19 protein-coding genes, 2 tRNA genes and 3 rRNA genes are annotated in these 21,090 nt (G+C 48.8%); all 24 read left to right on the top strand.

Annotated features, from left to right (window positions below):
* Positions 1 to 191 precede the first annotated feature (191 nt).
* The 24 genes from AC3ARB_RS03330 (at position 192) to AC3ARB_RS03445 (ending at position 21,044) form a co-directional block, all read left to right on the top strand.
* Complete coding sequence (locus AC3ARB_RS03330; protein ID WP_488321148.1) at positions 192 to 1,064, top strand: ATP-binding cassette domain-containing protein; 873 nt, start codon at positions 192 to 194, stop codon at positions 1,062 to 1,064.
* A gap of 13 nt (positions 1,065 to 1,077) precedes the next feature.
* Positions 1,078 to 1,773, top strand: coding sequence for an ABC transporter permease (locus AC3ARB_RS03335; RefSeq protein WP_488321149.1), 696 nt, complete (start codon positions 1,078 to 1,080; stop codon positions 1,771 to 1,773).
* A gap of 13 nt (positions 1,774 to 1,786) precedes the next feature.
* The gene (locus AC3ARB_RS03340; RefSeq protein WP_488321150.1) at positions 1,787 to 2,353 is read left to right on the top strand and encodes a hypothetical protein; all 567 of its coding nucleotides are present in this window, start codon (positions 1,787 to 1,789) and stop codon (positions 2,351 to 2,353) included.
* Between the two features lie 200 nt (positions 2,354 to 2,553).
* Complete coding sequence (locus tag AC3ARB_RS03345) at positions 2,554 to 3,126, top strand: hypothetical protein (protein WP_488321151.1); 573 nt, start codon at positions 2,554 to 2,556, stop codon at positions 3,124 to 3,126.
* The gene (locus AC3ARB_RS03350) at positions 3,123 to 3,725 is read left to right on the top strand and encodes a hypothetical protein (RefSeq protein ID WP_488321152.1); all 603 of its coding nucleotides are present in this window, start codon (positions 3,123 to 3,125) and stop codon (positions 3,723 to 3,725) included. The genes AC3ARB_RS03345 and AC3ARB_RS03350 overlap by 4 nt, the downstream gene beginning before the upstream one ends.
* Before the next feature lie 78 nt (positions 3,726 to 3,803).
* Positions 3,804 to 4,436, top strand: coding sequence for a hypothetical protein (locus AC3ARB_RS03355; protein WP_488321153.1), 633 nt, complete (start codon positions 3,804 to 3,806; stop codon positions 4,434 to 4,436).
* An 11-nt stretch (positions 4,437 to 4,447) separates the two neighbouring features.
* Positions 4,448 to 4,657 (top strand): helix-turn-helix domain-containing protein, encoded by a 210-nt coding sequence (locus AC3ARB_RS03360; RefSeq protein WP_488321154.1) that lies wholly within the window; start codon positions 4,448 to 4,450, stop codon positions 4,655 to 4,657.
* Positions 4,658 to 4,738: 81 nt separating this feature from the next.
* The gene (locus AC3ARB_RS03365) at positions 4,739 to 5,689 is read left to right on the top strand and encodes a class I SAM-dependent methyltransferase (RefSeq protein WP_488321155.1); all 951 of its coding nucleotides are present in this window, start codon (positions 4,739 to 4,741) and stop codon (positions 5,687 to 5,689) included.
* A 9-nt stretch (positions 5,690 to 5,698) separates the two neighbouring features.
* Positions 5,699 to 6,511, top strand: a complete 813-nt coding sequence (locus AC3ARB_RS03370; protein WP_488321156.1) for a CPBP family intramembrane glutamic endopeptidase — start codon at positions 5,699 to 5,701, stop codon at positions 6,509 to 6,511.
* Positions 6,511 to 7,539: a YdcF family protein gene (locus AC3ARB_RS03375; protein WP_488321157.1), complete on the top strand. Its 1,029-nt coding sequence runs from the start codon at positions 6,511 to 6,513 to the stop codon at positions 7,537 to 7,539. Before AC3ARB_RS03370 ends, AC3ARB_RS03375 begins: the two co-directional genes overlap by 1 nt.
* Positions 7,540 to 7,759: 220 nt before the next feature.
* The gene (locus AC3ARB_RS03380; RefSeq protein WP_488321158.1) at positions 7,760 to 8,059 is read left to right on the top strand and encodes a hypothetical protein; all 300 of its coding nucleotides are present in this window, start codon (positions 7,760 to 7,762) and stop codon (positions 8,057 to 8,059) included.
* Positions 8,060 to 8,381: 322 nt separating this feature from the next.
* Positions 8,382 to 9,925: ribosomal RNA gene (locus tag AC3ARB_RS03385) — 16S ribosomal RNA — on the top strand.
* A 220-nt stretch (positions 9,926 to 10,145) separates the two neighbouring features.
* Positions 10,146 to 10,218, top strand: a tRNA-Ala gene (locus AC3ARB_RS03390).
* A gap of 279 nt (positions 10,219 to 10,497) precedes the next feature.
* Positions 10,498 to 13,401: ribosomal RNA gene (locus AC3ARB_RS03395) — 23S ribosomal RNA — on the top strand.
* 100 nt (positions 13,402 to 13,501) lie between these two features.
* A 5S ribosomal RNA gene (gene rrf, locus AC3ARB_RS03400) occupies positions 13,502 to 13,617 on the top strand.
* The 16S, 23S and 5S rRNA genes sit together here with 2 tRNA genes alongside, the layout of an rRNA operon.
* A gap of 5 nt (positions 13,618 to 13,622) precedes the next feature.
* Positions 13,623 to 13,695, top strand: a tRNA-Asn gene (locus AC3ARB_RS03405).
* A 734-nt stretch (positions 13,696 to 14,429) separates the two neighbouring features.
* Positions 14,430 to 15,191, top strand: coding sequence for an elongation factor Tu (locus tag AC3ARB_RS03410; protein ID WP_488321159.1), 762 nt, complete (start codon positions 14,430 to 14,432; stop codon positions 15,189 to 15,191).
* A 7-nt stretch (positions 15,192 to 15,198) separates the two neighbouring features.
* A complete protein-coding gene (locus tag AC3ARB_RS03415; protein ID WP_488321160.1) occupies positions 15,199 to 15,591 on the top strand; it encodes a DUF1398 domain-containing protein in 393 nt (130 codons plus the stop codon).
* 204 nt (positions 15,592 to 15,795) lie between these two features.
* The gene (gene glyQ / locus AC3ARB_RS03420) at positions 15,796 to 16,710 is read left to right on the top strand and encodes a glycine--tRNA ligase subunit alpha (RefSeq protein ID WP_488321161.1); all 915 of its coding nucleotides are present in this window, start codon (positions 15,796 to 15,798) and stop codon (positions 16,708 to 16,710) included.
* A 1-nt stretch (position 16,711) separates the two neighbouring features.
* A complete protein-coding gene (locus AC3ARB_RS03425; RefSeq protein ID WP_488321162.1) occupies positions 16,712 to 16,978 on the top strand; it encodes a hypothetical protein in 267 nt (88 codons plus the stop codon).
* Between the two features lie 8 nt (positions 16,979 to 16,986).
* Positions 16,987 to 17,550: a GNAT family N-acetyltransferase gene (locus tag AC3ARB_RS03430; protein WP_488321163.1), complete on the top strand. Its 564-nt coding sequence runs from the start codon at positions 16,987 to 16,989 to the stop codon at positions 17,548 to 17,550.
* Positions 17,551 to 17,725: 175 nt separating this feature from the next.
* Positions 17,726 to 19,765, top strand: coding sequence for a glycine--tRNA ligase subunit beta (gene glyS, locus AC3ARB_RS03435; RefSeq protein ID WP_488321164.1), 2,040 nt, complete (start codon positions 17,726 to 17,728; stop codon positions 19,763 to 19,765).
* Between the two features lie 185 nt (positions 19,766 to 19,950).
* Positions 19,951 to 20,208, top strand: a complete 258-nt coding sequence (locus AC3ARB_RS03440; protein WP_488321165.1) for a DUF896 family protein — start codon at positions 19,951 to 19,953, stop codon at positions 20,206 to 20,208.
* A 179-nt stretch (positions 20,209 to 20,387) separates the two neighbouring features.
* Positions 20,388 to 21,044 carry a PepSY domain-containing protein gene (locus AC3ARB_RS03445; protein ID WP_488321166.1) on the top strand — a complete coding sequence of 219 codons (657 nt, stop codon included), beginning with the start codon at positions 20,388 to 20,390 and terminating at the stop codon, positions 21,042 to 21,044.
* Positions 21,045 to 21,090: the final 46 nt, after the last annotated feature.

The following is a 21,090-nucleotide window of genomic DNA, read 5'->3' on the forward strand; positions in this document are numbered from 1 at the left end:
GCTTGTAAGTTAACTAGCTCAAGAGAAAAGCAAGTGATGGTCAAGTTAATGGTTTTCAGTTATCACCTAGAATAAAAAAATTATCAAAAAACGATAAAAAGTTGTTGACAAGGAATTTTGATGTGCTATAATAAGGGTGTCGATAAGAAATTGTTGAAAAACAATAATAGAATATTGAAAAGGAGATAAAAATGACGAAAAACTTACTTCACATTGAAGGGATTAGCAAGCATTACGGCCAGCAGAAGGCCTTGGATCAGGTCAGTTTTTCCATTCAGAAAGGCGAGATTGTCGGCCTAGTTGGTCAGAACGGGGCTGGTAAGACCACCTTGATTCGGATTCTGGCGGGGCTGATTGCTGCCAGCGGTGGTCGGGTTCACCAGGCTGCGGACTACAAAATCGGTGCCATCATCGAATCGCCTGTTCACTACCCCAATATGTCGGCCCAGGACAACCTCACCTATGCTGCTCTGCAATTGGGCCTTGCCCACATCGATCAACGGGTCAGGGAGGTTTTGGGGCTGGTGGGTCTAGCCCAAGTGGATCCCAAGAAGAAGGTCAAGGACTTTTCGCTGGGGATGCGGCAGCGGCTGGCTATCGCTCTGGCCATTCTGGACTTTCCCGACTTCCTCATCCTGGACGAGCCGGTTAACGGCCTGGACCCGTCGGGCATCAAGGACATGCGGGAGATTATCCACACCCTCCGCGACCGCTACGGCATCACCGTCCTCATCTCCAGCCACCTCCTGTCCGAGCTGGAGTTGGTGGTGGACCGCTTCGTCATCATGCACAAGGGGCGGGTCATCAAGGACATCAGCCAGGCAGCCCTCAAGGCCGAGGTTGCTGACAGCATTCACCTCTCGACCGTGGACAATGGGCTGGCGCAGCAGGTCTTGCAAGACCAAGGCCTAGAGGTAACCGCGTCAGGCAGCCAGCTCTTGGTGTCGCCTGACCAATCGGTTCAGGACTTGATTAACCTCTTGAACCGTCAGGACATCGCCATCACAGGCATTTATCAGGCTGGCCGCAGCTTTGAAGACTATTACTTGGAATTACTGGATTAGAAAGAAGAAGATCATGTTAAATTTGTTTATCGCAGACACTTATCGCATTCGTAAGGAGGGGCTGTCGCTCATTTCCGTGCTCCTCTTGGCAGGCTTTTCCGTTCTCTTTGCCTACCTCTACCGAGAGGGCGAAGCGGCGGAGGTCGCCAAGCTCTGGGCGAGCTTTCTCCCCCTCTTCTTTGTTACGCCAGCCAAGATTTTCTTGGGTGAGGACCTGACCACCAGAACCATCAACAACCTGCTTATCAAAACTCAAAACCGCTTCAAGGTCTTTGCCTATAAGTGGGTTAGGATGCTCTTGACCTGCTGGTTCTTCCTGGTTTTGGCCCTTAGCCTGTCAGCCCTGAGCCATCACCTCTTTACAGGAACTGCTGGGTATCACATTTTTGCCCAATACGGCCTCTATCAGCTACCTCTTTACACCGTGATTGCTAGCCTTTGTGCCTTTATCTTTGCCTACTTTGACCGCATTTACCAGTCTTATATGGTTTACATCTTGATGGCCCTGCTCTTTGACCAATTGACAGCCCTCCTGACGGGCCTGCTCTTTAAGACAGATGTTCTCAACCCCTACCTCATGTTTAATCAACTGTCGCTTGTTGATGTGTCAGGCAAATTTTTGACAACAACGTCTTTAGTCGCTATTCTGTTTACCCTCATCTACGCAGGAGTTGCTTACCTCCTGTTCAAAAACCGTGAATTCAAATAAAAGGAGAAAACTCATGAAAAAAGGTATTCTTATTGGATTAGTAGTGGCACTTGTGCTGGGACTTGGTGGCCTGGTCTGGCAAGGCGTTCAGGCTGACGCTACCAACATCAGTTATGACAAGACCTTTACCCTTCCTGCCCAGGACCTCAAGACCATTTATTTGGCTGGCTTAGAACAACCCGTTGAGGTGACGGTTACGGAGACTGACCAGGCTGAGACCAGCGTGACCATCACAGGCAAATTTGCCCAGTCTAACCTTGATGCCATGGAGGAGCAGTTTGGTATTGATGAAGCGGGTGACCTGACCATTGATTTTGCCAAGGACGGCTTTAGCATGACGGTGAATACAGCCAAACCGACGGTTGCGATTGCGGTTGCTTTGGCCAAGGGGGTTAGCTTTGAAGATTTTTACCTCTATACGACCAATGGCGGAGCAGACATCAGCCTGCCTGCCAGCTATGATGGCCAGTTCACGGTCAAAAGCAAAGAAGGCAAGACCGACCTGCCAGAAAACGGCTCAAACAGAAACCGTGAGGTTAAGATTGAAGCGGTTAAGGATGTTATTGTGACCCTGGACTAATCCAGTCAGCCTATCCTAGCAAAAAGGAGCGGTCCCTTATGCTAATGGCTCTGGGTTATGACCTACTCAGTCTTATCGGCTTGATGCCCCTGATTGCTTGGCTGGACGCTTGTTTAAGGCGACCAAGTAGGCTGTTCTCGTGTCCCCTGCTGGTAGGACCAGTAGGGGAAGTTAAGAAAGATAGGAAAGGAGTGTCAGGCATGAAAAAATTGTGGGTGCTTATTGGCTTGTTAGCTGTTATGGTGCTGGGTTTGGGTGCGGCTATCCTTAGTAGTCTGGAGGCTGGTCAGACCAATCAGTCCATCAGTCGGACCTGGGACCTTGCAGAAGGCATCAAGTCCATTGAACTTTACGGCACGCAACAACCTGTTCATCTGATTATCGAGACTGGGGCTGACCAGTCTCGTTTGACGGTGGAGGGGCAGGTTCCTGAGGAGAGCCTTGAGACCCTGGAAGAAGGGAGCCAGCAGACCCAAGACCAGCTCTACCTGCCCTTTGCCAGACATGGCTTTAAGTTGGCCGTTAGCCAGTCTGGTAAGACAGAGTTGTTAATCACCTTGAGCTTGTCGGCTGATACGGCCTTAGAAGACTTGAGCCTGGATACTTGGGTAGGGGATGTGACGGTAGAAGTGCCAGCTGATTTTTCAGCCCGCTATGAGCTGGATGCCCATCAGGCTGGGGAGGTCATCTCGGAAGTGACCAGTGATTTGTCCAGCTCTGCTATGGTGACCATAAGCACTTATGGGGAGATTAGAATCGAGGAAAAGAAATGAGAAAAAACGTTTTTATTGGTGTTCTGGCGGTTTTGAGCCTGCTTCTGGTTGGCGGGGTCTTGGCCATGGCTGACCAAGAGACAACGACGGCTCAGGTGGACAAGACCTGGGAACTGACCGCCCAGACCATTGAGGAAATCTACATTGGAGGCACCAACCAACCGGTCAATCTGGTTTTGGAAATCACCGACAACCCCACCACCCAAGTTGTGGTGTCAGGTAAGGTGCCTGAACGGAGCTTGGTTAGCCTCAGTGACCAAGAGGAGACCCTGGTCAGTGACGACTCGCTCCACCTAGCTTTTTATAGCTGGAAGGGGAAGACGGTCAGTCACCACATCAATATCAACGAAGGCAAGCGTCAGCCGGTCACCATCAGGGTCAAACTGGGACGAGAGGCTGTCCTCAAACACCTGCAGCTGGATAATGCTGGTGGTCAGATTACCGTCAGTCTCCCCGAAGATTTAGCGGTTTTCTATTCGCTGACTGCCAACTATGAGGGCGAGGTCATCAATGATTTCAAGTCTGTTCCAACCGCAAAAACCCGATTGACCATTAAAAATCACGGTGGCGATATTGTGGTTAAGGCACTAGCTAACTAGCTTTTTTGGTAGCTCTATGCTAAACTAGACTTATCGTTCAAAAATAAAAACTTTTTCTGAGACAGTAAAGGAGTTATCATGCGAGTTATTAGTTACGGTTTATTGGTGCTGGCTCTAGGAGGCATTGGCTTTCTTCTTTGGCAGATTTTGGGCAGAAGAAAACAACCCGTGGTCAATCGGGAGTTTGGCTACCTGCGGTGGGTGATTTACCTGCTTAATGTTTTTATCATTGCTTTGGGCCTAGGTTTGGTCTTAGGCCTAGGATTTGGTCTCTTTCACTGGCTCAGTGGCGGTGATTGGGTGGGTCAACTGCCCAACGGGGTTTCTGTTGGCTTTGGTATCGAAGTCTCTGCCAAAACGCCAATTAGCATTGGCATCGACCTGATTAACACCATTGCAGCTTTGGGTATCTTGGTTTGTATGCGGGCTTTTATGAAAAATATCCTGGCGGAGCAAATCTTTGTGGCAGATAATGTCCGTTTGGCTCGTCTGTCAACCCTCTTTTTGGTGCTAGGGTCCCTGGTGCGTGAAGGGATTGATAAATCAGGCCTTATCATGCACGGCCAGTATCCTAATGGTCAAGTCCAGGTGTCCTATGAGTATAGTTTTTTCATCATGGAATACTTTTTAATAGCCGTTCTGGTTTGGTCCTTGTCCATCATCTTGGAAAAGGCCATCGCCATCGCTGAGGAAAATGAATTTACTATCTAGGGAGGCCTGCTATGATTATTGTAAATCTTGATGTCGAGTTGGCCAAGAAGAAGATGAAGTCTCAGGACCTGGCGGAGAAGATTGGCATCACGACTGCCAACCTCTCTATCCTCAAAACAGGCAAGGCCAAAGCCATCCGCTTTTCTACCCTGGAAGCCATCTGCCGGGAGCTGGGTTGCCAGCCAGGGGATATTTTGGAATACCGGGCGGATGAGACCTAGTGTTCTGACAATCATTAAAATCAGTCTTAGGGCTGATTTTTTGGTATAATAGAAGAACTTTAGAATTGAAAAGGAAACTTCATGTCATTTGAAACTATCGAAACCGCCTATAGTCTGGTTCTGGAAAATGTCCAAGCCATCCAAACCCAATTGGCCACCCATTTCTACGATGCCTTGATTGAGCAGAATGCTTACTATCTGGGTGCCCCAGGTGCCAGCTCTGCCATTTCCCAAAATAACGACAGGCTGCGTGCCCTCCAGCTGACGGCCCAGGACTGGCAGAAGGTCTACCAGTTCCTCCTCATCAAGGGGGCTCAGACCGATAAGTTGCAGGCCAACCACCAGTTCACGCCTGACGGCATCGGCCTCTTGCTGGCCTTTTTGCTGGACACGCTGACGGCAGCTGACCAGCTGGATGTCCTGGAAATCGGCTCAGGGACGGGCAACCTGGCCTTTACCCTGCTGACGGCCAGTGGCAAGGAGCTGGACTACTTGGGCCTGGAGTTGGACGACCTCCTCATCGACCTGTCGGCCTCTATGGCTGAGGTCATGGGCCTGCCGCTGAGCCTGGTTCAGGAGGATGCGGTTCGGCCTCAGGTCCTCAAGATGAGCGACGTGATTGTGTCCGACCTGCCCGTGGGCTACTACCCCAACGATGCCATCGCTAGCCGCTATCAGGTGGCGGCGACCGGCGAGCACACCTACGCCCACCACCTCCTCATGGAGCAGTCCCTCAAGTACCTCAAACCTCAGGGCTTGGCCATCTTCTTGGCGCCTACCGACCTCTTGACTAGCCCTCAGGCTCCTCTTTTGAAACAATGGCTGAGCGACCAAGCCAGTCTCCTCATGGTGGTGACCCTGCCAGCCCAACTCTTTGGGTCAGAGACCGCCAGCAAGGCCATCTTTGTCCTGCAAAAACAGGCCCAAAACCCCAAACAAACCCTGGTCTATCCCCTGGCCGACCTGAGAAACAAGGAGAGCCTAGTTGATTTTATGACCGCGGTTAAGGACTGGGCGACCGCAGAAAGGTAGGCTAAATTGATGTTTCAAGATAAAATCATCTCTCCTCAAGGGAAATCCTTGTTCCGTCAAGCAGTCAATTTAGTCTTTGTTAGTGTGGTCATTCAAGTCCTCTTTGGAGCAGTTGCGGGCATCTGGTCAGCTGCAAGTAACCTATCCTCTGAGCATTCTCATCAACTGACCAGAACGCTTGATTTAGTGGGCACGTTACTGGTTGCAGGCTTGATTTACTGGATTATTGGTGGTGGCAAACTGTTTCAATCCGACTGGCAATGGTCAAAACGGTCACGTTACCTCATTCATCTCAACCTGGCCCTATCTTGCTGGTTGATTGTCTGGAATGGTTTGTTGGATCATGTCGCCAGCATGATTTCAGGCGGTTGGCCAGTTATTTGGTCCAGTTTTATTGGGGCTGCTTCAGCAGGAATTGGTGAAGAATCTTGGTTGCGAGGGCTTTTCTTTACGGCCTTTTTGGTGATGTTTTCTAAGAAAAAGACTCCTTTGCTAAAAACAGCTCTGTCAACGTCTCTGATCTTTGGTACCCTTCATTTGTTGAACTTGCTCGAAGCAAATCCAGTGGCGGTTTTCCAACAAGTTTTTTATGCAACGGCGGCTGGTTTCTTGCTTGCAACTATTCGGGTGGGCTATAACAACCTGTGGTTGCCTATGTTCTTGCATTTTCTGATTGATTTTAAGCCAACTATCCATGACCCTGTGGCAATCAATGTCTGGTTGGACCTGTTGGTTATCTTTATTCCTCAAGCTCTGCTATCCTTGGTAACCCTGTTAAGTATGGACAAGGATTTAACTTTTCCTGATAGTGAGGTGCTTTAATGCTTTATCTTGCTCCTTTGATTTTTCTGGTGCTCTTTCTAGCCTTTTTCTTCCACGACCGCAGGCACCTGCTCAATCCCATTTGGTTGATTGCATTTTTGGTGACGGCCTATCTAGCCTTGACCAATTTGACCTATGAGAGTGGTCAATCGGGTCTCCACCAGGCCTTGCTGATTGGTGTCGCTCTTCTTCCAGTTGTTCTCATCCTGTCAGGCCTTTTCCTGATTGTCAACGGCTTTATTCTCCTCAAAAAAGAGAGCAGGTCCAAGGCCAATTTCCTGTCCTTGGCGGCTGGTTTGGCCATTATCCTGGTTTTTGCCCTGCCTATTATCATGGGAGCGACCAGCCGTTTGGCTCCTGACTGGGTCAGGGTTTGGCAGCTGATTAACCTGCTTGGCTTTTTCAGTCTGGTGTTTTTGGGTGGGCTCTTTGCCGGCTTTCTGATTTATTCTGTTCTCTACAACCTCATGCCCAAACGCAAGGATTATGATTTTATCATCATTCACGGGGCGGGACTTCTGGACGGTGAACGGGTGACCCCACTCTTGAAAAAGCGGATTGACAAGGCCGTCGAGGCCTACCGTTTGGCGGACCAGCCCCGTGTTCGCTTGATTGCCAGCGGTGGTCAAGGTTCAGACGAAAAGGTGTCCGAAGCGCAAGCCATTGCTAACTACTTAGACAGCATCGGCTTTCCCATGGACAAGGTTCTTCTGGAAGACCAGTCTCGGACCACTTATGAAAACTTGGTCTTTTCCAAAGTCCTGGGTGAAGCCTTGATTGACCAGCCCCGTTTTCTCTTTGTGACCAATGACTACCATGTCTTACGGACCAGCCTTTATGCCCGAAAAGCAGGTCTGGTTGGGGATGGTTTGGGCTGTGCCACGGCCAGCTACTACATCCCTAGTGCCTTTATCAGGGAATACATGGCCTTCTTGACCAAAATCAAGTGGCTTCTCGTTGTTATCTACCTGCCATTTGTACTAACTTTGGTTGCAGTACTTGTTTCAGTCTTAACAAAAGTTTATTAAAAAGCTAGGAATAATTCCTGGCTTTTTTTTGAGTTTAGGACAAAAACGTCCTGTTCCAATAAGTAACATCATTGTATAGTAAAGGTATCAAAACACCTAGGAGACCCCTCATGATTGATTTTGAACCCACTTATACACACGTTCAACAGTCCTTCGCCTCATGAGTGTCTACCCTATCCAGCTGTGAGACAAATCCGACTGGGACCAAGAAGGGATGCTAGTGCTTGAACGGTTATTAGTGGAAGACCCAAGTCTCCGCTACCAGATTCCCCGCCTACGTGTCTACTTCAAAACCAAGTTCACCAATCACGTCAAAGATGCCCTGAGAAAACAAGAAAGTCAAAAACGTCGCTTTAACAAGCCCTGCACGGTTGACATCAGCGAGCTGGCCCACCAGATACCTGCCCGCGGCCTGCTCCTAGATGACTACCTGGCCCAAGCTAAATCCCAGCTCAGCCCTCAAGAACAGGCACAATTTGACCAGCTCATGACAGGTCGGAGTTTCCAGGGGCCTTGCTAGCTCTATCGAAAACGTCGTGCCTTTCTCAGTAATGATAAAAAAATAAAACTTCCCCCTTGCCAAGCACACTCAGATGTGTTAAGATATAACAGTTGTCTCGCAAGAGACGTCTAGTGCAAAAAAAGATTTCAAAAAAACTAAAAAAAGTAGTTGACAAAGAAATCTGGCTGTGCTAGAATAAGATAGTTGTCTCGCAAGAGACATGATGACCCTTGAGAACTGAACAAGACGAACCAAGTTGGGATTGAATAGTATGTTTAATCCCGTCAAGAAAAACAATAAACGGATAAGCCAGTCGGCTTAGCCGGACAAACAATTATATTTATATGAGAGTTTGATCCTGGCTCAGGACGAACGCTGGCGGCGTGCCTAATACATGCAAGTAGAACGCTGAAGAGGAGCTTGCTCCTTGGATGAGTTGCGAACGGGTGAGTAACGCGTAGGTAACCTACCTGATAGCGGGGGATAACTATTGGAAACGATAGCTAATACCGCATAATAGTTTTGGTCGCATGACTGAAACTTGAAAGGAACAATTGTTTCACTATTAGATGGACCTGCGTTGTATTAGCTAGTTGGTGAGGTAACGGCTCACCAAGGCTTCGATACATAGCCGACCTGAGAGGGTGATCGGCCACACTGGGACTGAGACACGGCCCAGACTCCTACGGGAGGCAGCAGTAGGGAATCTTCGGCAATGGACGAAAGTCTGACCGAGCAACGCCGCGTGAGTGAAGAAGGTTTTCGGATCGTAAAGCTCTGTTGTAAGAGAAGAACGTTGAGTAGAGTGGAAAGTTACTCAAGTGACGGTATCTTACCAGAAAGGGACGGCTAACTACGTGCCAGCAGCCGCGGTAATACGTAGGTCCCGAGCGTTGTCCGGATTTATTGGGCGTAAAGCGAGCGCAGGCGGTTTAATAAGTCTGAAGTAAAAGGCAGTGGCTCAACCATTGTATGCTTTGGAAACTGTTGAACTTGAGTGCAGAAGGGGAGAGTGGAATTCCATGTGTAGCGGTGAAATGCGTAGATATATGGAGGAACACCGGTGGCGAAAGCGGCTCTCTGGTCTGTAACTGACGCTGAGGCTCGAAAGCGTGGGTAGCGAACAGGATTAGATACCCTGGTAGTCCACGCCGTAAACGATGAGTGCTAGGTGTTAGGCCCTATCCGGGGCTTAGTGCCGGAGCTAACGCATTAAGCACTCCGCCTGGGGAGTACGGCCGCAAGGCTGAAACTCAAAGGAATTGACGGGGGCCCGCACAAGCGGTGGAGCATGTGGTTTAATTCGAAGCAACGCGAAGAACCTTACCAGGTCTTGACATCCCTCTGACCGGCCTAGAGATAGGCTTTCTCTTCGGAGCAGAGGTGACAGGTGGTGCATGGTTGTCGTCAGCTCGTGTCGTGAGATGTTGGGTTAAGTCCCGCAACGAGCGCAACCCCTATTGTTAGTTGCCATCATTCAGTTGGGCACTCTAGCGAGACTGCCGGTAATAAACCGGAGGAAGGTGGGGATGACGTCAAATCATCATGCCCCTTATGACCTGGGCTACACACGTGCTACAATGGCTGGTACAACGAGTCGCAAGTCGGTGACGGCAAGCTAATCTCTTAAAGCCAGTCTCAGTTCGGATTGTAGGCTGCAACTCGCCTACATGAAGTCGGAATCGCTAGTAATCGCGGATCAGCACGCCGCGGTGAATACGTTCCCGGGCCTTGTACACACCGCCCGTCACACCACGAGAGTTTGTAACACCCGAAGTCGGTGAGGTAACCATTTGGAGCCAGCCGCCTAAGGTGGGATAGATGATTGGGGTGAAGTCGTAACAAGGTAGCCGTATCGGAAGGTGCGGCTGGATCACCTCCTTTCTAAGGAACCCTTTTAAGGGTAACGGATACTTGCGTTTGTCTTGTTTGGTTCTGAGGGGTCAGATTAAGTAACGGAGAGCGTTAAGAAATCCGTATAAAAATAGGAAACTGACGCTGTGTGCTTGCACACAAGGAAGTTTATCATTTTCACTAGGATTTTAGCTCGAGTACAATTTTATAACTCAGACTTAAACACGACAGTACCTCAAAGCTACTGTACGGGGCCTTAGCTCAGCTGGGAGAGCGCCTGCTTTGCACGCAGGAGGTCAGCGGTTCGATCCCGCTAGGCTCCATAGGATATAAGTTCCTACTAAACTGAATAAAGTGAAGTTGAACACGTGACTAATTTCTTAGTAAATTTCTCGACCTTCCCTAGACTGCGAGCAGTCGTCGTCAGGTTTCGAAATTTATACAGAAATTTCCGCAAGCGGACCGTCACTTTGTATCCTAACTTTGTCCATTGACAATTGAATATCTATATCAAATTCCATTTATTTAAGATAAATGAAATAGTAACAAGAAAATAAACCGAAACGCTGCGCATGAACATGCGATAAAATGATTAATTTAAAGGTTAAGTTAATAAGGGCGCACGGTGGATGCCTTGGCACTAGGAGCCGATGAAGGACGTGACGAACAACGAAATGCTTTGGGGAGCTGTAAGTAAGCATTGATCCAGAGATGTCCGAATGGGGGAACCCGGCAGGTTGATGCCTGTCATCCGCATCTGTTAAGGATGTCGGAGGGAAGACGCAGTGAACTGAAACATCTAAGTAGCTGCAGGAAGAGAAAGCAAAAGCGATTGCCTTAGTAGCGGCGAGCGAAACGGCAGAAGGGCAAACCGAAGAGTTTACTCTTCGGGGTTGTAGGACTGCAACGTGGACTTAATTTTGATAGACGAATGACATGGGAAGGTCAGCCAGAGAGAGTGAGAGCCTCGTAGTCGAAATCGAAGTTATACCTAGCAGTATCCTGAGTACGGCGAGACACGCGAAATCTCGTCGGAATCCGGGAGGACCATCTCCCAACCCTAAATACTCCCTAGTGACCGATAGTGAACCAGTACCGTGAGGGAAAGGTGAAAAGCACCCCGGGAGGGGAGTGAAATAGAACCTGAAACCGTGTGCCTACAACAAGTTCGAGCCCGTTAATGGGTGAGAGCGTGCCTTTTGTAGAATGAACCGGCGAGTTACGATATGTTGCGAGGTTAAGTTGAAGAGACGGAGCCGTAGGGAAACCGAGTCTTAATAGGGCGTCATAGTAACATGTCGTAGACCCGAAACCATGTGACCTACCCATGAGCAGGTTGAAGGTGCGGTAAAACGCACTGGAGGACCGAACCAGGGCACGTTGAAAAGTGCTTGGATGACTTGTGGGTAGCGGAGAAATTCCAAACGAACTTGGAGATAGCTGGTTCTCTCCGAAATAGCTTTAGGGCTAGCGTCGACATTGAGATTCTTGGAGGTAGAGCACTGTTTGGATGAGGGGGCCATCTCGGTTTACTGATTTCAGATAAACTCCGAATGCCAAAGAATTATGGTCGGCAGTCAGACTGCGAGTGCTAAGATCCGTAGTCGAAAGGGAAACAGCCCAGACCACCAGCTAAGGTCCCAAAATATATGTTAAGTGGAAAAGGATGTGGGGTTGCACAGACAACTAGGATGTTAGCTTAGAAGCAGCTATTCATTCAAAGAGTGCGTAATAGCTCACTAGTCGAGTGACCCTGCGCCGAAAATGTACCGGGGCTAAAACATATTACCGAAGCTGTGGATGACACTTATGTGTCATGGTAGGAGAGCGTTCTATATGCGGCGAAGGCATACCGTGAGGAGTGCTGGAGCGTATAGAAGTGAGAATGCCGGTATGAGTAGCGAAAGATGGGTGAGAATCCCATCCACCGTAAGACTAAGGTTTCCAGGGGAAGGCTCGTCCGCCCTGGGTTAGTCGGGACCTAAGGAGAGACCGAACGGTGTATCCGATGGCCAACAGGTTGATATTCCTGTACTAGAGTATGAAGTGATGGAGGGACGCAGTAGGCTAACTAGAGCCGGCGATTGGAAGTGCCGGTCTAAGCAGTGAGGCTTGGTATGAGTTAAATGCTTGTACCTATAAGGTTGAGCTGTGATGGGGAGCGAAGTTTAGTAGCGAAGCTAGTGACGTCACACTGCCAAGAAAAGCTTCTAGCGTTGTATTATACTCTACCCGTACCGCAAACCGACACAGGTAGTCGAGGCGAGTAGCCTCAGGTGAGCGAGAGAACTCTCGTTAAGGAACTCGGCAAAATGACCCCGTAACTTCGGGAGAAGGGGTGCTGGCTTTAAGTCAGCCGCAGTGAATAGGCCCAAGCAACTGTTTATCAAAAACACAGCTCTCTGCTAAATCGTAAGATGATGTATAGGGGGTGACGCCTGCCCGGTGCTGGAAGGTTAAGAGGAGGGTTTAGCGCAAGCGAAGATCTGAATTGAAGCCCCAGTAAACGGCGGCCGTAACTATAACGGTCCTAAGGTAGCGAAATTCCTTGTCGGGTAAGTTCCGACCCGCACGAAAGGCGTAATGATTTGGGCACTGTCTCAACGAGAGACTCGGTGAAATTTTAGTACCTGTGAAGATGCAGGTTACCCGCGACAGGACGGAAAGACCCCATGGAGCTTTACTGCAGTTTGATATTGAGTATCTGTACCACATGTACAGGATAGGTAGGAGCCTATGAGATCGGGACGCCAGTTTCGATGGAGGCGATGTTGGGATACTACCCTTGTGTTATGGCTACTCTAACCCAGATAGGTTATCCCTATCGGAGACAGTGTCTGACGGGCAGTTTGACTGGGGCGGTCGCCTCCTAAAAGGTAACGGAGGCGCCCAAAGGTTCCCTCAGATTGGTTGGAAATCAATCGTAGAGTGTAAAGGTATAAGGGAGCTTGACTGCGAGAGCTACAACTCGAGCAGGGACGAAAGTCGGGCTTAGTGATCCGGTGGTTCCGCATGGAAGGGCCATCGCTCAACGGATAAAAGCTACCCTGGGGATAACAGGCTTATCTCCCCCAAGAGTTCACATCGACGGGGAGGTTTGGCACCTCGATGTCGGCTCGTCGCATCCTGGGGCTGTAGTCGGTCCCAAGGGTTGGGCTGTTCGCCCATTAAAGCGGCACGCGAGCTGGGTTCAGAACGTCGTGAGACAGTTCGGTCCCTATCCGTCGCGGGCGTAGGAAATTTGAGAGGATCTGCTCCTAGTACGAGAGGACCAGAGTGGACTTACCGCTGGTGTACCAGTTGTCTTGCCAAAGGCATCGCTGGGTAGCTATGTAGGGACGGGATAAACGCTGAAAGCATCTAAGTGTGAAACCCACCTCAAGATGAGATTTCCCATGATTTTATATCAGTAAGGACCCTTAGAGAAGATGAGGTTGATAGGTTGGGAGTGGAAGTGTTGCGAGACATGGAGCGGACCAATACTAATCGTCCGAGGACTTATCCGAAGTCAAAATTAAGTCAGTAGAAGTATTGACAAGCGTAACGGTTTTGAGTTACAATATAGGTATTCAATTGTGATTGGACAAGAGACCAATCAGCCATTAGTTAAGTGATGATAGCCTAGGAGATACACCTGTTCCCATGCCGAACACAGCAGTTAAGCCCTAGCACGCCTGAAGTAGTTGGGGGTTGCCCCCTGTGAGATAAGGGAGTTGCTTAGCTTTAATCCGCCATAGCTCAGTCGGTAGAGCGCATGACTGTTAATCATGATGTCACAGGTTCGAGCCCTGTTGGCGGAGTAAGAAAAGGAAAACGTTGAGTAATCAGCGTTTTCTTTTTGTTATGTGATTGTTATATTTTTCGCCATTTATTAGTTTATTCTTATAGTCTACAAAGGCTATTGCATTATTAAATATTTTGAAGAATACCCTCAAAAATATGGATATAGTATTGAAGATTATATGTGAAGAATTCCACGGAACATAAAGTAGAACAACTAAACTAAATCTATGTCAAATGGGAGTCTGTTAGATTTTGTCTAATTGGGTAAAACATAATTTTGATTTGTTCAAAAAATATATTTTCAGATAATCTAGCTGGTGATAACCTCTTGATGTGCAGTATCTCTATGACTTAGTGTGACTTATTTTAAGGCCAGATTAACTGTTGACGGCGGAGAAAATATAAGAAAAGGTTGCAAAAAAATCAGCATTTTTGTCTTATTTCTATGTTAGTAATAAAATTTAGTAGTTAATATGACTTAAAATTTTTTGTCGTAAGTTTCATGTTATTATTGGACAAGTCAAGGGGTTTGTGTTACAATGATGGATGGAAAGAAAAATCGTTTGGCGGTTGTTTAGCGAGCCTGGGGCAGTGGGAGCCGGGTCAGTCTGCGAGCGAGGGGCACTTTCTAGTCACAATTTGATAAGTAATCAAGTCATAAATTAGGGTGGAACCGCGTGTCACACGCCCCTATGCGTCAAGCTAGGAGTGGGTGAGTGCGGTTCTTTGCGTTGTCGGAGAGGAGGCCAATATGGATGTCAATTATCTGGTTGCTAATGAAGATGAGCTGACGGCCTATCAAAGTTTTTTGAACCGTCACCAGCAGGCCCTTACAGACTACATTGCCTATTTGCGCCAGCATTATAACTTGCAGGACTTACCCCAGGTCATGGTATTGGCTAATCGGAACGGTGCGACAGAGCTTATCCGGCAAATTCCCATACCAGCCTACACCAATGACATTCGCCTGGTCATGACACCGGACCTGCAGGTTTGGCAAGACCTCTATTTGGCTCAGCTAGAGCCTTACCCTGAGAGTACCGAAACGCTTGTCCTGCGTCAGCACTATGCCAATCTGTCAGAAAATGCCCTGCTCCAGATTATCGGACACGAGCTCGCCCACTGGTCAGAGTTGTTTATGGACGATTTTGACGATTATGACCGCTACATCTGGTTTGAGGAAGGCATGGTCGAGTACATCAGTCGCCGCTATTTTCTGACGGAGGCTGAATTTGAAGCCGAGAAAGAGGCCAATCAAGTCTTGGTTCAGCTCTTTCAAGCCAAGTACGGCTGGCATTCCCTCAATGACTTTGGACAGGCGACCTATGAGGGCTCGATCGCTAGTATTTTCTATGACTACTGGCGGAGTTTTTTGACTATTGATTGCCTGGTCGAGACTTTAGGCAGTCTGGCAGCGGTTTTTGAGGCTTATGGCAAATGGCAGAGCAGGGATACTGACCAGCCCTTGCTGGACTGGTTTATAGCTCAGGGCATGTTAGAAAAGGAGTTTTAATATCACAATGTTTACCTTAGAAACCATTCAAAAAGGCCATGCCCAGTTTACAGGGCCAGATTTTCCCAAGTTAATTGCTTATTTCAAAGACCTGGGTATGGTCAACAATATGGTCAATGTCCAAACAGGTCAGGTTACTTATGAGAATGCAGACGGACAAGCTCTGACCAGTCCAGGCTATCAAGCTAGCAGTCCAGTTGCTGAACAGCCTGACCAGGAACAATTTGTCAGCATTCTGAGAAATCATCAGGCAGGGCAAACCGATTTTCCAACCTTCTGTGAAGAAACCGCCCAGGCTGGTCTTTATAAATGGGTTATTGACTTGGAAAACATGACTTGTAGCTACTTGGACTTGGCTGACCAAGTTGTCTTTGTTGAAGCCGTACCAGCGGTTGATTAACAATTGAAAACTAAAGGAGGACACGATGTCTATTAACAAACTGACCTTCCACCTCATTCAAGCGAGGTTAGCACCTGAAGGTGCTAGTCGCTAAGGGTCACCGCGATGGCGGCTGACCTAGACGATGCCCTAGGTTGGTTCCACAAGCAATATCGGCTTGCAGAACCAACCGTTGCAAAAATAGTACTAAAATAAGGAGTAATTATGTCAAACAAACTAACTTTCCAGGAAATTATCCTGACCCTTCAACAATTCTGGAATGAGCAGGGTTGCTTGCTCATGCAGGCCTACGATACGGAAAAAGGGGCTGGTACCATGAGCCCCTACACTTTCCTGCGTGCCATCGGCCCTGAGCCGTGGAATGCGGCCTATGTTGAGCCCAGCCGCCGTCCTGCCGATGGCCGTTATGGTGAGAACCCCAACCGCCTCTACCAGCACCACCAATTCCAGGTGGTCATGAAACCAAGCCCAGCAAACGTCCAGGAGCTTTACTTGGAATCTTTGGAGAAATTGGGCATCAATCCATTGGAACATGACATCCGTTTCGTCGAAGACAACTGGGAAAACCCGTCGACTGGTTCAGCTGGTCTGGGTTGGGAAGTCTGGTTGGACGGCATGGAAATTACCCAGTTCACCTACTTCCAGCAGGTTGGTGGTTTGGAAACGGGACCGATTACTGCTGAGATTACCTATGGTTTGGAGCGTTTGGCCTCTTACATCCAGGAAGTGGATTCGGTTTACGACATCGAGTGGTCTCGTGGGGTTAAATACGGGGAAATCTTTACCCAGCCAGAATATGAGCACTCAAAATACAGCTTTGAAGTCTCTGACCAAGACATGCTCCTTGAAAACTTCACCAAGTTTGAAGCCGAAGCCAAGCGTTGCTTGGAAGAAAGCCTGGTTCACCCAGCCTTTGACTACGTGCTCAAGTGCTCCCACACCTTCAACCTCCTGGATGCTCGTGGGGCAGTATCCGTAACCGAGCGTGCAGGCTACATCGCCCGCATTCGTAATCTGGCCCGTGTGGTGGCTAAGACCTTCGTCGCCGAACGCAAACGCTTGGGCTACCCACTCTTGGACGAAGCAACCCGTGCCCAACTCTTGGCAGAGGAAGACTAAGATGGGTAACTCCGTAAAATTCATTGCCCTAGCTGGCCTGAGCGTGCTGGGTCTAGCTGCTTGTGGCAACAAGACCTTCTTTGATACCACTTATACCTTTAATTATGCTCAGGTCAAGTTGCCAGATGGCAGTGTTAAGACTGGCAAGGTCAAAGAGTGGCGTGATTACGAAGACGGCGACCAGTTCCAGATTAAATTCGAAGATGGGACCATCTACCTCGTTCATGCTAGTCAGGCTATCTTGTCCGTCAGTGAGATTAAGGACTAGGTAAATCGATGAGACTAGAAACAAATAGGTTAAGTTTACGTTTGTATCGTGATACAGATGCGAGTGACTTGTTGACGATTTATCAAGACGAAGCTGTTTGTCGGTACTTGTTGGACGAGCCTTGGACAGAAGCAGACCTTTCCCAAAAAGTGATTGAAAAATGCTCACAAGTTCATCTTGATAAAGGAAAATTGTTGAGTTTAGCAGTTGACTATCAAGGTAAGGTTATCGGTGATTTAACGGTTTGGCGAACAGAGATGCCGGATAGTTTCGAGATTGGCTATGTCTTTTCTCCTGACTATGCAGGTTTAGGCTTGGCAACTGAAGCTGTATCAACCTTAGTAGCTTATCTGTTCGAGGAGGAGAATGGACATCGGATTCAAGCTAACTTAGACTGTCGAAACGAGGGGTCTAAAAAACTTTGTGAACGTCTCGGTATGCGTCAGGAAGCTCATTTTATTCAAGATTTCTGGAATAAGGGAGAGTGGACTGACAGTTATATCTATGCTATCTTAGCCAATGATTATGAAGGAGCAACTCAAGACTCAAGCGAGCGACAGCGAACATTCTGAGATAGATTCGCCGTGGTGAAAGGACAAGTCAGTGAGTTTTCACTGACTTGTCCGAGGGGATTTTGGAGACCTTAGGCTCCAAAATTAGCCAAGAAACCGTAGGTTTTCTGGCGTCCCTCACCACTTAAGAATCTATCCCAAAAAGACATTTCAAAAAGAATTTTTGAGGTAAAATATGACAAAAACAGTACTAATTGAACTAGGCTTGGAGGAAATCCCTGCCTACATCGTGACACCAGCCATGAACCAGCTCAAGGACAAGCTGGCTGCCTTTTTGGCGGACAATCGGCTGAGCTTTGAGGGGATTGAGGCCTTCTCGACCCCACGCCGTCTGGCAGTTCGAGTGTCTGGTTTGGCAGAGCGTCAAACCGACCTGAGCGAGGACTTCAAGGGACCTGCTAAGAAAATCGCCTTGGACGCTGATGGCAACTTTACCAAGGCTGCGGAAGGCTTTGTCCGTGGCAAGGGTCTGACAACTGCCGACATCCGTTTTGAAGAAATTAAGGGGGAAGAGTACGTTTATGTGACCAAGAACGAAGCTGGTCAGCCTGCGGAAGCTGTTTTAGCGGGTATTCCAGAAGTGCTTAAATCCCTGACCTTCCCAGTCAGCATGGCCTGGGGCTCAAACACCTTCAAGTACATCCGCCCTGTTCACACCTTGACTGTGCTTGTGGATGAGGTGGCGCTGGAGCTGGACTTCTTGGGCATCCGTTCAGGTCGCGTCAGCCGTGGCCACCGTTTCTTGGGTAAAGAGACCCAAATCGCCTCTGCAACTAGCTACGAAGATGATTTGCGCAAGCAATTTGTCATCGCAGACCCAGCAGAACGCCAAGCCATGATCGTGGACCAAATCAAGGCCATCGAGGCTGACAAGGGCGTCAGCGTGGACATCGACGAGGAGCTCCTGAGCGAGGTGCTGAACCTGGTTGAGTACCCGACGGCCTTCATGGGCAGCTTTGACGCCAAGTACCTGGAGGTGCCGGAGGAGGTGTTGGTGACCTCCATGAAGAACCACCAGCGTTATTTCGTGGTGCGTGATCAGAACGGCAAGCTCCTGCCTAACTTTATCTCGGTCCGTAACGGTAACGACCAGCACCTTGCCAACGTCATCAAGGGTAACGAGAAGGTTCTGGTGGCCCGTCTTGAGGACGGCGAGTTCTTCTGGCGGGAGGACCAAAAGCTGGTCATCGCTGACCTTGTGGCCAAGCTTGCCAACGTGACCTTCCACGAGAAGATTGGTAGCCTGTCTGACCACATGGCACGGACGGCGACCATTGCGGCTCATTTGGCGGCAATGGCAGAGCTGTCTGAGTCAGAACGGACTGACTTGGCACGTGCGGCTAGCATCTACAAGTTCGACCTCTTGACTGGTATGGTGGGCGAGTTCGACGAACTTCAGGGAATCATGGGTGAGAAATATGCCCTCTTGGCTGGTGAAACCGCTGGTGTGGCAGCAGCCATCCGTGAGCACTACCTGCCAAATTCTGCCGAAGGTGACCTGCCTGAGACCAAAGTCGGTGCGGTCTTGGCCTTGGCTGACAAGTTGGATACCCTTCTCTCATTCTTCTCTGTTGGTCTGATTCCGTCTGGTTCCAACGACCCTTACGCCCTGCGTCGGGCGACGGCTGGTATCGTCCGCATCTTGGATAAGTTCGGTTGGGATATTCCATTGGATAAGTTGGTGGCGGAACTCTACGCCCTTAGCTTTGACAGCTTGACCTATGATAATCAGGATGCGGTCATGAACTTTATCGCTGCCCGTATCGAGAAGATGATGGACAGCAGCATTCCGAAGGACATCCGTGAGGCTGTTTTGGCCAGCTCAAACTTTGTGGTTAAGGAGCTCTTGGCTGCCAGCTCAGCTATTTTCCAAGCCTCTAAAACCGACAGCTACAAGTCAGCCGTGGAAAGCCTGGCTCGGGTCTTCAACCTGGCTGAGAAGGCTGAAGGTGGCGTGACCATCAATCCAGCTCTCTTTGAAAACGAGGCAGAAAAAGCCCTGGCAGCCAGCATGGACAGCTTGAGCTTGGGTCAGGATGCAGCGGACAACCTGGCTAAACTCTTTGCCCTCAGTCCAGTTATCGACGCCTTCTTTGACAACACCATGGTCATGGCAGATGACTTGACTGTCCGCAACAACCGTTTGGCTCTCTTGAAAGCCTTGGCAAATAAGGCAGGAGCGGTAGCGGTCTTTAATAAGTTGAATACGAAATAAGAGGCGAGCGATAGCGAGCTAAAATCGATACTTTTCGCCGTAGCAAGAGTGAAGTCAGTCAAGAGAGCTGACTTCACGGCGGAAATTTTGAGACCTTGGCTCAAAAATTAGCCATGAAACGCCGCTAGGCGGTTGCTGGCGTCCATGCTATCTAAGAAAAGTATCAAACAAGAAAGGAGTTTCCGGTGGAACAAGCAAAAATTGACCGCATCAACGAACTGGCCCGCAAGAAAAAGGCCGAAGGCTTGACTGAGGCCGAGCTTGCTGAGCAAGCGGCCCTGCGGGAAGAATACATCGAGGGCTACCGCCGTGCGGTACGTGCCCATGTGGAAGGGATTAAAATCGTTGATGAGGATGGTAATGACATCACGCCTGAGCGTCTTCGTCAGGCTCAGCGTGAAAAAGGCCTGCATGGCCGCAGCCTAGATGATCCAAATTCCTAAGAGGGCAAACATCTGATTGGTTTCAATCAGATGTTTTTTACTGAGCAGGTTTAACTGCTTGTTCTCATTCCCGAGACTGATTTTTTGACTTTATAATCATGTTTCTTGCTATTTATGGGTTAATTAGTTAAACTAGAGGTGTCTTAATAGATGATAAAAAAGATAAAAGAGGACTGATGATGAAAAAATCACTTAAAACCCTTGCACTGACCAGCTTTAGTTTGCTGACCCTGACGGCTTGCGGTATCAATTTGCCGAGCGTGGAGCAACTCTTGTCGAAAGACAAGGCAGCAACTCCAGCTTCTAGTCAAGTGACTCCAGCTTCTACAACACCTGCTAGTAGCACCCCAGTTGCTGCTCAAGCAACAGTTAGCCAGGAAGATGCTGTGAAAGCAGCCTTGGCTTTGCTCGGTGTGGCTGAAGATCAGGTGAGCAATCTGGTTGTAACCCAAGAGACAGAAGATGGGAAACCTGTTTATGACATTTCCTTTATTCACGAGGAAATGGAGTATGACTACACCATTGATGCACAAACTGGTCAAGCCATCGAAAAAGAAGCAGAGCAAACGAGTGCCGCTGCACCAGTTGCACCAGCAGCTCAAACAGCAGATGTAGCCCTGTCATCGCAAGAAGCGACTGAAGTTGCTTTTGCTGATTTCGCTCAGGTTTACGGTGTTGGATCAGATGCCGTTAGCAATCTGCTTGTCCAAGCATCAACAGAGGATGGACGTCCAAGCTACGAGGTTAGCTTCATTTACGGTGCTTATGAATTTGATTATGAGATTGATGCACAGACTGGAAGCATTATCGGCTTCTCAGAAGACGACCTCGACTAGGCTTATCAACCGTGAGAATAAGGTCAAGAACAGCAGTTCTTGGCTT

The sequence above is a fragment of the Streptococcus sp. ZY171113 genome (assembly GCF_057748235.1).

Coding starts and splice junctions, on each gene's coding strand:
- AC3ARB_RS03330 (WP_488321148.1), top strand. CDS start 192: ATGACGAAAAACTTACTTCACATTGAAGGGATTAGCAAGCATTACGGC.
- AC3ARB_RS03335 (WP_488321149.1), top strand. CDS start 1,078: ATGTTAAATTTGTTTATCGCAGACACTTATCGCATTCGTAAGGAGGGG.
- AC3ARB_RS03340 (WP_488321150.1), top strand. CDS start 1,787: ATGAAAAAAGGTATTCTTATTGGATTAGTAGTGGCACTTGTGCTGGGA.
- AC3ARB_RS03345 (WP_488321151.1), top strand. CDS start 2,554: ATGAAAAAATTGTGGGTGCTTATTGGCTTGTTAGCTGTTATGGTGCTG.
- AC3ARB_RS03350 (WP_488321152.1), top strand. CDS start 3,123: ATGAGAAAAAACGTTTTTATTGGTGTTCTGGCGGTTTTGAGCCTGCTT.
- AC3ARB_RS03355 (WP_488321153.1), top strand. CDS start 3,804: ATGCGAGTTATTAGTTACGGTTTATTGGTGCTGGCTCTAGGAGGCATT.
- AC3ARB_RS03360 (WP_488321154.1), top strand. CDS start 4,448: ATGATTATTGTAAATCTTGATGTCGAGTTGGCCAAGAAGAAGATGAAG.
- AC3ARB_RS03365 (WP_488321155.1), top strand. CDS start 4,739: ATGTCATTTGAAACTATCGAAACCGCCTATAGTCTGGTTCTGGAAAAT.
- AC3ARB_RS03370 (WP_488321156.1), top strand. CDS start 5,699: ATGTTTCAAGATAAAATCATCTCTCCTCAAGGGAAATCCTTGTTCCGT.
- AC3ARB_RS03375 (WP_488321157.1), top strand. CDS start 6,511: ATGCTTTATCTTGCTCCTTTGATTTTTCTGGTGCTCTTTCTAGCCTTT.
- AC3ARB_RS03410 (WP_488321159.1), top strand. CDS start 14,430: ATGGATGTCAATTATCTGGTTGCTAATGAAGATGAGCTGACGGCCTAT.
- AC3ARB_RS03415 (WP_488321160.1), top strand. CDS start 15,199: ATGTTTACCTTAGAAACCATTCAAAAAGGCCATGCCCAGTTTACAGGG.
- glyQ (WP_488321161.1), top strand. CDS start 15,796: ATGTCAAACAAACTAACTTTCCAGGAAATTATCCTGACCCTTCAACAA.
- AC3ARB_RS03425 (WP_488321162.1), top strand. CDS start 16,712: ATGGGTAACTCCGTAAAATTCATTGCCCTAGCTGGCCTGAGCGTGCTG.
- AC3ARB_RS03430 (WP_488321163.1), top strand. CDS start 16,987: ATGAGACTAGAAACAAATAGGTTAAGTTTACGTTTGTATCGTGATACA.
- glyS (WP_488321164.1), top strand. CDS start 17,726: ATGACAAAAACAGTACTAATTGAACTAGGCTTGGAGGAAATCCCTGCC.
- AC3ARB_RS03445 (WP_488321166.1), top strand. CDS start 20,388: ATGAAAAAATCACTTAAAACCCTTGCACTGACCAGCTTTAGTTTGCTG.